The 12,210-nt window shown below is 69.0% G+C and carries 10 protein-coding genes; 5 read left to right on the top strand and 5 right to left on the bottom strand.

Annotated elements, in window-relative coordinates; all coding sequences use genetic code 11:
* Positions 1-91: 91 nt before the first annotated feature.
* From BL253_RS13070 to BL253_RS13060, 3 genes are read right to left on the bottom strand one after another with little or no spacing between them, the layout of a single operon-like run.
* Complete coding sequence (locus BL253_RS13070; protein WP_076816733.1) at positions 92-610, bottom strand: SRPBCC domain-containing protein; 519 nt, start codon at positions 608-610, stop codon at positions 92-94.
* On the bottom strand, positions 607-1,047 hold the full coding sequence (locus BL253_RS13065; RefSeq protein ID WP_076816732.1) for an ArsR/SmtB family transcription factor: 441 nt from the start codon (positions 1,045-1,047) through the stop codon (positions 607-609). The genes BL253_RS13070 and BL253_RS13065 overlap by 4 nt, the downstream gene beginning before the upstream one ends.
* Entirely contained in the window at positions 1,044-1,508 is a 465-nt protein-coding gene (locus tag BL253_RS13060; protein ID WP_076816730.1) for a VOC family protein, read from the bottom strand. Before BL253_RS13060 ends, BL253_RS13065 begins: the two co-directional genes overlap by 4 nt.
* A gap of 521 nt (positions 1,509-2,029) precedes the next feature.
* Here BL253_RS13060 and BL253_RS13055 point away from each other — a divergent pair.
* The gene (locus BL253_RS13055) at positions 2,030-3,814 is read left to right on the top strand and encodes a polysaccharide deacetylase family protein (protein WP_076816728.1); all 1,785 of its coding nucleotides are present in this window, start codon (positions 2,030-2,032) and stop codon (positions 3,812-3,814) included.
* A 324-nt stretch (positions 3,815-4,138) separates the two neighbouring features.
* Here BL253_RS13055 and BL253_RS13050 read toward each other — a convergent pair whose 3' ends face one another.
* Together BL253_RS13050 and BL253_RS13045 are read right to left on the bottom strand one after the other, a co-directional pair.
* Positions 4,139-4,963, bottom strand: coding sequence for a class I SAM-dependent methyltransferase (locus tag BL253_RS13050; RefSeq protein ID WP_081438266.1), 825 nt, complete (start codon positions 4,961-4,963; stop codon positions 4,139-4,141).
* 323 nt (positions 4,964-5,286) lie between these two features.
* The gene (locus BL253_RS13045) at positions 5,287-6,564 is read right to left on the bottom strand and encodes a glycosyltransferase family 4 protein (RefSeq protein ID WP_241834746.1); all 1,278 of its coding nucleotides are present in this window, start codon (positions 6,562-6,564) and stop codon (positions 5,287-5,289) included.
* Between the two features lie 120 nt (positions 6,565-6,684).
* Between BL253_RS13045 and BL253_RS13040 the strand changes: the two genes are divergently transcribed.
* The 4 genes from BL253_RS13040 to BL253_RS13025 all read left to right on the top strand — a co-directional run bounded on the left by BL253_RS13040 (position 6,685) and on the right by BL253_RS13025 (position 11,862).
* Positions 6,685-7,635 (top strand): FkbM family methyltransferase, encoded by a 951-nt coding sequence (locus BL253_RS13040; protein ID WP_241834745.1) that lies wholly within the window; start codon positions 6,685-6,687, stop codon positions 7,633-7,635.
* A complete protein-coding gene (locus BL253_RS13035; RefSeq protein WP_076816725.1) occupies positions 7,632-9,002 on the top strand; it encodes a lipopolysaccharide biosynthesis protein in 1,371 nt (456 codons plus the stop codon). Before BL253_RS13040 ends, BL253_RS13035 begins: the two co-directional genes overlap by 4 nt.
* 83 nt (positions 9,003-9,085) lie before the next feature.
* Positions 9,086-10,120: a CgeB family protein gene (locus tag BL253_RS13030; protein WP_081438265.1), complete on the top strand. Its 1,035-nt coding sequence runs from the start codon at positions 9,086-9,088 to the stop codon at positions 10,118-10,120.
* 107 nt (positions 10,121-10,227) lie between these two features.
* Positions 10,228-11,862, top strand: a complete 1,635-nt coding sequence (locus tag BL253_RS13025; RefSeq protein WP_241834744.1) for a hypothetical protein — start codon at positions 10,228-10,230, stop codon at positions 11,860-11,862.
* Positions 11,863-12,210: the final 348 nt, after the last annotated feature.

Genomic DNA, 12,210 nt, shown 5'->3' with positions numbered 1-12,210 from the left:
ATCAGGACGGTGCCGACAATTCCACCGGATCATGGCCCGGTTCATGATCTGGTGGGATCCTCGGACCCCGAGCTCCGAGGATCCCACCAGATCACCAGTGGCCTCCCGCGCCGGTGGTCTCGACGGCGACGCGGGCGAGGGTTCGCAGCAGCGACTGCCACCATTCGGCGAAGCGCAGCTGGAAGGACGCCAGCGGGAAGCCGTGGCGGGCCGCGTGCTCGGGCGGCAGGCGGTCCCAGCCGAAGTGCTCCACGGTGACGCGAGTCTGGACGGGCTGGCCGGCGGCGTCGTCGCGGATCTCGTCGAACCGGACGTGCAGCTCGGTTTCCTGGTCTGGGGTGAAGCTGGCGTGGCGCCAGCTGAGCACGAGCCGGCTGGGCGGCTCCCAGACGCGGATGTGGCCGACGACGAACGCGTCGCCGTCGTCATAGGTCTCGACCAGCCGGCCGCCCGGGCCCGGCTCGAAGGCCAGGGTTCCCGTGCGGTCGCTGAACGAGAAGAGTCCGTTTGGACGCCACCAGTCGGCGATCTGCGCCGTGAACACGGTGAACGCCCGCGCCGCGGGAGCTGGCACCCGCAGCGCGACCAGGACGCGTGATCCCTCTGTCATGCCCCCAACCCCTCGTCCAGCCGCTCGGCCGGGTCGCCCGCGTCGGGACCATCGGTCGCGGCAGACTCGTCGTTGGTGTCGAGCGCCTGGGGCGCGATGCCCGCGTCGCGTCCCAGATGGGCGGCGAAGGAGCTGAGCTGCTCCGCCCAGGCCTGCTCGGCGCCGGTCAGCCAACGGCGCAGCTCCACCATCGGCGCCGAGGTGAGTGCGTAGATCCGCACGCGGGTGTCGAACTCGGGGCTGGTCTCGGTCACCAGGCCGGACTGGCGCAGCACCCGCAGATGCTTGCTCATCGTCGACGGCGCGGTGCCGAGCTCCTTCGCCAGCTCGCCGGCCCGGCGCGGCCGCTCGGCGAGCAGCTCCACGGCACGGCGCCGGACCGGGTCGGCCAGCGCGGCCAGCGTGCCGTCCAGCCTCGCGGGCGCTGGCTCGCTCATGCCCAGTCGGTGGCCATGATCGGCTGTCCCAGCTCGGTCTCGGCCTCCGCGCGCGTGACGTCGCGGATGTGCGCCGAGAATGTCCAGGTGTGGCCCTCGAGGTCGACGGCCCGATAGGTCCGGTCGCCGTAGAACTGGTCCGACGGTTCGGCCTGGATCTCCGCGCCGGCGGCCCTGGCCCGCTCGAAGTGCTCGTCGAGACCGTCCGGTAGCTGGACGTGCACCCGCTGCGTGTTGGCCCCGCCGACGCTCGCCGGACTGCGAGCCCACTCAGCCCACTCGCCGCCGATCATGATCCGCCCGCGGCCGGCGCAGCTCATCTCGTAGTGGCACATCTCCGGGGCGTCCGGCGGTCCGTCGATCGCCATCGTGACCTCGAACCCGAACGTCTCGGCCAGCCAGGACAGCGCCGCCTTCGGGTCGCGGTAGTGCAGGCTCGACGTGAACACGTTGTCATCCATGTTGGAAACAGTTTCCCAATCTGGAAACATTGTCAAGCGGCTGGCTCGACGGGCTGTCCAGAGGTCCAGCATCGGCCGCCTGGCGGGGACACCCCTCCGAGTCATCGACCCGCGGCCTCCGCGGCCTCCGCGGCCTCCGCGGCCCCGCGTCCTCCACGGCCCCGCGGAGGACGAGTAGAAACACGGCCCCATCGGGCGCGTGACGGCGGGGTACACCCACCCACGGCCAGCGCATCGGTCCCGCCCTGCCCCAGCCTGTCATCTCCACGGACGTCGGCGCCCGCGCCGCCGTCCGAGCCCACGGTGAACGCGGCTTCGACACCACTCGGGACCTGGCGCACCCCTGACCGCTACCGCGCCCGCCCGCGCCGCGTCAGCGCCATCAACCGGCCCATCTTCCGCTCGGCCAAGGACATCTGGGAAAACCCAGACAGGATGACATCATTGCCGATCACAGCGACATGCGGCCTGTCCCTTTGGTGAACGCATACGACCGAACGATCCGTTTCGGGGAGGAACGCATGCAATTTAACGTCGCTCCGGTAAGCCTGACAAGCGATGAGCCCGGACCTTTCGTGGTCTGGGCTGGCGACGACGGCTACGACACCCAGGCGGGATACTTCTCGCTGCTCGCCTCCAGCGGGATCAAGGGAACCTTATTCCTGTCGGTCGACTGGGTGGACCAGCCCGGGACATCTCCGGTATACGGGGACTCGTACATCACCACCGCCCAGGTTGCGGCAATCGTCTCCGCCGGCCATGAGGTCGCCACGCACGGCAAGAATCATGAAGATCTTGGGAACTACTACCTGACATACGGTGCTGCGGCGCTCGACCTCCTGCTTGGTGCCGCCATCGGCGACATTCAATCGAAATTCGGCTTTTCGGTCAAGACGGGTTCCTATCCGGGCGGATCGGCGAACAGTCGGGTAAAAGAAATAGTCAGCCGGCGGCACGAGTTCTTCCGTTGTAGCCGGGGCGTGGTCAGCCGAAACGCGCCGGATCCCTTCGACGTCCCRGGAATAGACATCCTCGCTCCGTCCCAGTCAGCCATCGAGGGGTACATCGACGAGGCCGTGGCGAACCGCAGCATCGTCGTCCTCTTCCATCATGGATCCATTGATTCGACGCAGCTGACCAAGGTGTCGAACCTAATTTCCTACGCGAGCAGCGCGGGGTGTGACCAGGGGAACTTCTACCGGGCGATGAGCCAGCGGAGCAAGTGGCTTTCGACGCGCGCGCTGATCGATGCCCAGGGCAACGCCTTCCATCCGGTCGTCCACACCAACGAGCTGATCGTCGACCGCAACGACAATATCGGTGATCACTACGTTCTGGACCTGGACGAATCGACCAACGCGCCATTCATGGACGCGACGAGTGGAACGCCATTTGAGTTCAGAAAGGACCTCCTCGCGCTCGGTACATTTTATGTGGGGCGCCGTCGGGTGTTCGAGGACTTCGCGACGACCAACGGTTCGACGACCGTCTCGTCGGGGAGCGCGGGTTTCCGTGCCGATGACGTGGGTATTTCCATCAGCGGTACCGGCATTCCGGCCGCGACGACGATCGCGTCCATTGTGTCCCCTACTCAGGCCACCATGTCGGCCGCCGCGACGGCCAGCGGGACAAATGCGGCGGTGACGCTCGACAGGCCCCTGTCACTTGGCGTCACAGCGGCGGGAGAAATGCGTCTGTACAACGGTTTGTCCATTTACGGGACCCAGTCGCAGGAGGTGTCCTTCAGGCGTCTCGAATCGACGTTGGAAGGGTCCATCAGCGCGAACCAGTGGATTAACAGCGGTACAGCGGGCGTCGGTGGGGCGATGACCATCGACTCGGGTACCGGCGGATCCTATGTGACCATCAAGGGGTTCGCGACCAGAATCCGAAGTGAGGACGACACCCTGCGGCTGCGTCTGGGTGCCGCCAAGGACGGAATCGACTTCGGCACGGCCGAGGACGTGACAATCGAACGGGACGGGTCCGGAAACCTCGCCGCCAATGTGTCCCTCAAGACAGATGGCGACCTGATCGTGGGTACTGCCGGAAACGGACTCCTGGTCAAGGAGGGGTCCAATGCCTGTCTCGGTACCGCCACGTTGGTTAGCGGTTCAGCCACAGTCGCGACAAGTGCTGTTACCGCCAACAGCCGGATCCTCCTGACTCCGCAGAACCTGAGCGGAGTCGGCACGCCTCAGCCGATGGCGGTTTCCGCGAGGGTCGCGGGAACGAGCTTCACGATCACGTCGGCTTCCGCTTCCGACACGTCAACCGTCGGCTGGATGATCGTGGAGCCCGCCTGACGGCGGACCGAGTAGACGCGGCCCGTGCCGCCCGCGTCGGGGATGCCGAACGGCGGCGTTCACGCCGCCGGGATCACCGTGCCCAGGTCGTCGAGCGGCTTGGCGACCGGGGACGGGGTCCCGGTGGTCGACGAGACCGGAGACCCCAGGAAAGGTGATCGGACTCGTGTGCGCCGCCGCCCAGGCCACACCTTTTTGGACCGGGCGTGCTGCCTGCCGAGATGCTGGACCGGCGATCCCGGCCGCGGGTGTGCCCGAACTGATCACAAAACGGCGGCTGCGTACTGACAAGGTGAGGCCGCCGGCCCATGGGAGGACCCGACCCTACTTCGGGGACTCGGTCATGGTACGGGCCGTGACCAGCATGTTCTGGGTGACCACATGGCCCCGAGGGCCGCCTGTCTCCACTCCGAGAGCGAGCTTGTAGCCGGCGCTCAGGAGCTTCCACAGAATCCAGCGAACCCGACCGGACGCGCCGTGAACCAKAGGCTCGCACGGCCGAATGCTCACAGTCGCGAATCCGGTCAGTCTTAGAGCCTGACTGACGCTGCGTGGGGTGAGGCAGATCTCATGAGTGAGATCCCCGTGATAGTAGTTGCCCGCGAATGGACTTACGCCGTTGGGGGTGCGGGCGAGCAGCAGACCGCCTGGACGCAGCGCCCTGGCAATCAGGTCCAGCGTCCGTAGGAGCTCGTCGCGGGTGAGGTGCTCGAGGAGGTCCATGGCGGTCACCACGTCCAGCTGGTCGGTCACAGCCTCAAGCGCGGCGTCGAGCGACGCCTGCTCGACCTGCACGATGCCGGCCTGATGCGCGGTCGCCACCTGCTCGGGGCTGGCGTCGACACCACGAACCCGTCGATAACCGGCGTCCCGAAACGCGGCGACGAGCGTGCCCTGCCCACAACCAACGTCGAGGATAGCGGCATCGCGATCTGYGGGCAGGAACGGCGCGATGTCGCGCCGGAACAGCCGATTCGTGAGCTCTTGGTCAGTCTCGCCGCTGTGCGTCGTGGTGTAGCGGCGGTATAGGCGCTCACGGTCCGGGCCAGCGATGCCGGTGTCGGTATGGTTAGCAGCGGGGTTCGGGTCCCGACGTGGATGCGGGATTGTGGTAGAGGTTTGCGCTGTGGCAGACCGCGTGGCGTTCATCTCGTCCCTCCCGCGGAAATTCCTCCATGCCGATTCATGCGATCTCCCTGGCTTAGCCTGGTTGAGAGGGCGCCACCCGAGCCCGCTAGCTCACTCAGGTGGCTACGCCAGTCCGCCCTGCACCTTTGCGGGCATCAATTGACTACCTGGTGTGAGCATACCGAGGGTTCATTTCCTGCCTGACGCGTTCGCACGGCGTGTCGGGCGGCGGGATCTCTCGGTGCTGTACCCCGGCCCTTCCGTTCCCTACGTCATCGCCGCCTGGCGCCGCGAACGCCCGGACACCAAGCCGGCCGGCGGCCTCACCGGTCTCGGTGTCGTCCTCAGTGGACGTCGCTTGCCGCACGGTGAGCGGACCGCGATGCGGTGGGAGCCGTCTGCGTGGGGGTGGGCGGTGGGGACGTCGCGGCGGTCAGGCTGGTGGGGTTTTCTGCCTGCTCGGCCCGTGCCTGCCGCGTCCGTCGAGGGCGCGGCGTGGGCGGCGTGGGCGGCGGGGTGCCGAGGACGGCCATGAACACGTTTCGGATGTGCTCCTCCGGCTCGGTGGTCATCCGCGCCCACTCCGCGCAGCGTTGCCRCATCTGGTTGAGTCGGGCCCGGTCCGAGAGCAGGTCCACCAGCACCGCGGTGAGCGCCTCGGGGGACTCGTCGGCGGGGGTCGCGCCCGTGAGGCCGTCCACATACGCGTCACGCGCCCCGTATGCCGGTCCGACGACCGGGCAGCCGGCGAGTTGTGCCTCGGTCAATACCAGCCCGTAGCCCTCGCCGCTGCGCGGCGGGTGGACCCGGGTCCGGGTGCACAGCACGAACAGGTCTGCCGCCGCATACAGCTCGGCCAGCGCCTTGTCGTCCGGCGACTCGACCAGGTCGACGTCCTCATGCCCCGCGACCGCATGGCGTACCGCGTCGAGAACCGGGCCCTGGCCGGCCACAACTAGCCGTACGGGGCCGACGTGAGCGCGGATCGCCGGCAGCGCCGCGAGTAGTTCGCGCAGTCCCTTGCCCACCCAGTCGGCGTCGTTGAGCCGGAAGACGCTGAGCAACGTAGGGACGGTGCTGGGTGTGGGCCGCCRATCGCCCGCGGCGATCAGGGCCGCGCGCCACGCGGTGGCGATGCCGGGCCGCAGCACCGGTGCCATGCCGACGCGGGCGAGTGCGCCGGAGCTGTAGGAGCTTACGGTCATGGGGCGCAGGCCTGGGTGGTAGGTGAGTATCACCCGATCCACGGCTCGCATCGCCCAGATGTCCGTTCCGTGAAACAGGATCAGGCCACGTTGCGCCCTGGCGAGGGGCGCGGCCAGCGCGGCCACTGGGATGAGATTCGGGAGACCGGCGAAGACCGTGTCGAACGGGCCGGACCGCAGGGCGGTACGCAGGGCCACGGCCGTGAAACGCAACCGGGTCCGCACACTGAGGGGGTTCTCCGGGCCGCGCAGGTCCACTCGGTGAACGTCGGCGCCGCCGGCGCGCAGCCGCTGCTCGACGGCGTCGAGGTAGCGCTCAATGCCACCGCCGAGCCCTCCGGACGGCGCCAGCAGCAGGACACGAGGGCGGCGAACCCCGGTCTCAGCCTCGGTATCGATGCGATGCGTAGAGAGCACGGCGGTGACTCTAGGTGTCCAAACATCGAGACGACGGAGCGTGGCCACGGCACGCCGACGCCGTCTGACGGAATCAGGCGGAGCGGACRCAACTGGCAGGTCCCACCTAGGGTTCGCCACGTGGATCTTCTGACGACCCGGCGGACCGCCTCGACATTGCGACGGCTCGGCCAAGGACACGGACAGGGCCCGTTGCGCTGGCGCCTCGCCGGCCGGCTGGCAGCCAGCCTTCCCGATGTGCGTGGTCGCGACCGGGTCGTCGGCTGGGCCCAGGGGTCGACCGACGAGTACACCGGCCCGCTTCGTGGCCGGTTTGTCAACGGCATGCGCTTCGACGTCGAGAGCTCCCGGGATGGCTCGGCGCGTGCGTTGCCCGCGCTGCGTTACCGTCCACCCGCGCTCGCCCCGGTGTTCGCCGCCGTGCTCGGCCCCGGTGACTGCTGCTACGACGTCGGCGCGAACATCGGCGTCTACACCCTGTGGGCCGCGGGCCTCGTGAGGCCGTCCGGGCAGGTACATGCCTTCGAGCCGGTGCCGGACACGATGGCGATCCTGGAGGCGATGGTCCGGCGTAACGGGCTGTCGCAGGTGCGGCTCGAGTCCCGCGCCATCGGGGCGACGGTCGGTGAGATCGGTATGCGGGTCTACCGTGACGCCTCTGGCCTCTCCCATCCTGTCACCAGCCTCGAATCCGCCGACCGCGTCGCGCCGCTCACCACCCTCGACGCGTACACGGAGCGGCACCGACCCCCGGATCTCATCAAAATCGACGTCGAGGGTTTCGAGATCGACGTACTGCGCGGCGCCAGGAATCTGCTCGCCGCCCAGTCGCCGGCGCTACTGCTGGAGATGCTGCCCGGGCACCTGAACCGCCAGGGCCAAAGCCAGGCGGAGCTGGTCGACCTGCTCACCGAGCTTGGCTACATGATCTTCAATCTGACCCGGCGGGGCCTCGCCACGCAAGGCCCGTTCACGTCGAACGTGCTGGCGCTCGCGCCTCGGTGGAAGCGGTTCGACCCTGTCGTCGCGGCCCTCGAACGCACGCCGTTCCCGCGGAACCAGACGACGTGACCCGAGCAAAGCACCGCCTCCCGCGTGTCCATCGACGCGGCGGCTATCTGGCCTCTGTCGGAGCGACGGCGGCGACAAGCGTCGCCGTCAGCGGGCTGGGCGCGGCAGGCGGCCTGATCCTCGCCCGCTATCTCGGACCGTCCGGGCGGGGCACCTACGCCGTCATTGCCTCCTACATGCTGGCCGCCGCGACCATCGGTGAATGCGGCCTGACCTACGCCGTCTGCTACACGGTGGCGCGGAACCGTGCCGACGCCCGGGACACCGTCCGCACCGGCATGGCGATGCTGTTGGGCCTGGGGTTCCTCGTCGGCGCGGTGGGTATCGCGGCTGCGCCCTTGGTGGTCGACGACCATGCCATGGTGTCGGCGTTTCGGCTGGCCTTCGCCGCCCAACCGTTGGTGTTCGGCGCCGCCGCCTGGGTATTCGCGCTGCAGGCAACCCGGCTCGGCAGCTGGAATGTGACCCGTGCGCTCCAACCGATCGGCTATTCCGCCGCCGTGGTTGCGTTGGCCCTGGCCGACCTCCTGACCGTCGAACGGGCGGTGCTCTGCCTCATCGGCTCGATCGGCCTGCAGGCCGTCGCGGCCGCGGTCCTGTGTCGTCAGGCGCTTCCCGGGCGGGGCCGGCTGCGTCGCTCCGTCGGCAGGGAGCTGGCCAGGTACGGCGGCGCGTCGATGATCTCGTCGGTCTCTTATCTGCTCAACACAACTCTGGATCTGCTTCTGCTGGCGGTGATCGTCCAGCCGGCCCAGGTGGGGCATTACGCCGTCGCGGTCTCGATGGCCACGCTGCCGCAGCCGGTGTGCGCCGCGTTCGGCAACGTCGCGATGCCCCGTCTCGCGGCCGGGAGAGCGACCGTCGCGCACGGCCCGGCCGCCGCGGCCGACCGCCGGGTCGTGCTGGCCGCCGTGGGCGCGAGCCTGGTCATCGGCGTGTTGTGCATCGGCGTACTGAGCGTCGTCGCGCCACTGGTGGTGCATGTGGTGCTAGGACCCGCCTACGCGCCGAGCCTCGAGCTGTTCTGGCTGCTCGCGCCAGGCGCGGCGGTACTCGGCTGCAACCGGGCGACGGATGACGTGTTGCGCGGCCTCGGGCGGACGCTCGCGGTGGCCCGCTGTGAGTGGACCGGCACGGTACTGACGGTGGTGCTGCTCGCCACGCTGGTGCCGACGATCGGCGTCGCCGGTGCCGCGATCGCCTCGAGCGCCGCCTACCTCGTCACCTTCGTCCTCCTGCTCCAGGTGGCGCTGCGCGCCGTCGGTGTCACGGCCAGATCCGTGCCGGCCAGGCTGCATCGGGTCACCAGACGGGGCCGCAAGGACTGGATCACCGTCCCCTCCGAATCGGGAAGAGGAAACGCATGAAAGACGACGGCCTGGGGGGCCCATGGATGCGCGACGACGCACTTCCTTCGCGCACCCGGCGGCGGTTGTCCCTGGGATCACTCGTGACATCCAGCGGTACAGGCACCGCGGTTCCGGCTCCGGTCGGCGGCGCGCTTCGGGTTGGCGTGATCGGGCCGATCGGTGGTGACAGCTTCGCGGAGAACATCCTCGAATGCCTGCCAGGCGTCGGCGCTGACCCGGTAGCGCTCGGCCCGGCCTTCCCACAGCCGGCCAGCCGGCCCGTCGCGGCCACCCTCGAACTCCTCCGGCGGGCCTCCGACCACGCCGGCCTCGCGTACCAGCGCCGTCTGGTGGCGGCGGCCGAGCGTGCGGGGATCAATGTGGTGGTCTCGGTCGACCTCAACCTGTTGCCGGCGACAGTGCGTGAGCTGCGCCGACGAGGGGTCCGGGTCTGCATGTGGTTTCCGGACGCCGTGGCCAACCTCGACCGGCAGCGGATGCTGCTCGGCGACTACGACGCCCTGTTCTTCAAGGACCCGCTGCTAGCCCGCCGGCTGTCCGACCTGCTGGACCTGCCGGCGCACTATCTGCCGGAGGCGTGCAACCCGGTCCGCCACCGGCCACCGGCCACCGCGCCAGAGCTGCCGTATGTCGTGTTCGTGGGAAACATGTACAGCGCCCGTGCCCGGCTGATCGGGCAGCTCCTCGACCACGGCGTCGACGTGCGGATCTACGGGCCGGCGATAACCCGCTGGCTTCGTGACCCGTGGCTGGTCCGCCAGCACGCCGGGCGTTACGTGGCCGGTGAGGAGAAAGCAGCCGTGTTCCGCGGGGCGCATGCCGTCGTCAACGCGCTGCACCCGGCAGAGATGCAGAGCGTGAACTGCAGACTGTTCGAGGCGACGGCTTGTGGAGGCACTGTGCTGTGCGAGCGGCGGGAGGCGCTGCCCGGGCTGTTCGACGAGGACCGCGAGGTCCTCGCGTTCAGCACCTTCGGTGAGCTGCTCGATCGGATCAAATGGTGTGCGGACGATCGGGTGGCGGCGCGCGCTGTCGGCGATGCCGCGTCGCGACGGAGCCATGTCGACCACACCTACCAGCATCGGCTCACCGAGTTGCTCGAGGTTGTCCTGTGACCGCGGTCGGCACCTGTGAGGTCCCGCCGACGCGGACCGTGTCTTCTGGAGGGGAAGATCCTTCCGGACCGGGAGGTATCGCGCGCCGTGCGCCGGCGATATGGGGCGTGCTGGCCGCGGTGGCGGTCGCCCTGTGGCTGGTCGACCTCGTCATCGTCCCGGCTGTTCCCCACCGGGTGGTCCTGCGCTCCATCGCGCTCACGGTCGAGTACCTGGCCATCGCCGTGTTGGTTGGTGGCCGCCGTGGCCGCGTAGACGGTCTGCGCCAGTTCCGGCTCGGACCATGGTCTCTGCTGGTCTCCGCCGTGACCATGGGGCTCGCGTCCGTCGCGTGGCGGAACCCGCAGCCCAACTTTCTGGCGACCATCGATCGGTCGAGCGTCGCGCACGCGCTGGCCATCGTCGGCCTGGCCGCGCCGCTGTGGGCGATCGGCTATCTCGTCGGTCCCGGCTTGCACGCGCTTCGGGCGGGCCGCCGGCTGGCCGCGGTCGCGATCTCGGAGCGCGTCGGCGAGGGCGGCGGGACGTACCGCCCGATGGCCGTGGGGATTCTCGCGGGTGTGTCCGTCGTGGCACGCGTCGCCCAGATCACCCTCGGGCAGTTCGGCTACCTGGCCGACCCGTCCAAGGCCGTCAGTGGCGCGTCGTGGTACGCGCAGATTCTGGTGCAGGCCGGTGGCCTCGGCGTCGCCGCGCTCGCCATGGCGTCGGTCGAGCTGGCCCGGTTCGGTGGCATCCGTCGACGGACGGCCTTCCTGGTCCTGCTCGGGATCGAGGTCGGTTTCGGGTTGATCAGCGGGATGAAAGGACAGTTCGTCTGGGCCCTGCTCGCCGTGTGCGTGAGTTTCACCGTCGTCCGCGGACGGTTGCCGCTGCGCTCACTGCTCGGCGCTGTGGCCATCTTCGTGCTTGTCGTCGTGCCGTTCAACGCCTCGTACCGGGACCTCATCCGGACGCACGGAAAAGAGAACATGTCGGCATCCGCGGCGGTCGCCATGGCCCCCCAGGTCGTCGTCCGGACAGTGCAGGGTGGCGATGGCGACGGCGACGGCAAGGATCAGCCGCCGCTGACGACCCTGATCAACTCGACCGTCACCGCGCGCAGCCGGTCTGTGGACAGTGTCGCCGCCGTCGTCCAGAAGACCCCGAGCCAGGTGCCCTACCGGAGCATCTCCGAGCTGTTCAGCGAACCGGTGCAGGGTCTGGTCCCACGCGCGCTCTGGCCGGGCAAGCCGGTGCGGACCGCCGGCTACACCTTCAACCAGGAGTACTACGGCACACCTCGGAACCTGTACAGCGCGGCCGGGATCTCGCCGCAGGCGGACCTGTTCCGGCACGGTGGCCTGCTCGTGCTGCTCGTCGGCTCCGTCGTCATCGGGGCCGGCTACCGGTTCGTGGACGAGACCCTGCACCCGGCGCGCGAGCCGCGGCTGACCGCGCTGTACATGTCGCTGTTCACCCTGCTGCTGTCCTCGGAGTGGACCGTGACGGACGTTCTGATGGCGCTGCCCTTCAAAATCGGAATCATGGTCGTGGCCTGCCGGTTTGTGTATGGCGGGCGGCCGGCGAGGGACCTGGTCCGCTTCGGCCGCCGTGGTGTACCGGCCGCCAGGCGGGGACACGTCGCCTGGCGTGCTTCCGGCTCTCCGGGAGTTCCCGGCGCGTCCGGACGTGGCAGGGACGGTCAACCGGCTCTACAGCGGTCGCGCTTGACGACGACCGGATCTCGGCTGGACTACTGACCGAAAATCGTGTGTCGCGTGGCAGCAGCGCGCCATCTCTTCGCGACGACGCGGGACTGGATCGCCCCCGAGGCACAGGAGCGGACCAGGGCGTAGCAAGACCGGCTCAGGGGTCAGGGTCCGGACCGTGGCGACGTGGGACGACCCGAGCGGATGCGCGGTGACCCGCGCGGCGAAACCGCGGCCGCGTTGGCGTCATGCCTCGACGATGGCCTTTCGCGGGCGCCACGACATCGGGCAGAGGTACAGCCGGCAGGCGGCTCGACGATGAGCCGCCGCCGACCAGGGTGAGAACCGTCCAGTGCCCTCGACGACAGCCAGGTCGTCGGAGGGGACCACGACGCGGGG

Origin of the sequence: Pseudofrankia asymbiotica, from assembly GCF_001983105.1 — a bacterium.
Lineage (GTDB): Bacteria > Actinomycetota > Actinomycetes > Frankiales > Frankiaceae > Pseudofrankia > Pseudofrankia asymbiotica.
The sequence above is the reverse complement of the archived record's forward strand: the minus strand, read 5'-3'. Positions and strand labels throughout refer to the sequence as shown.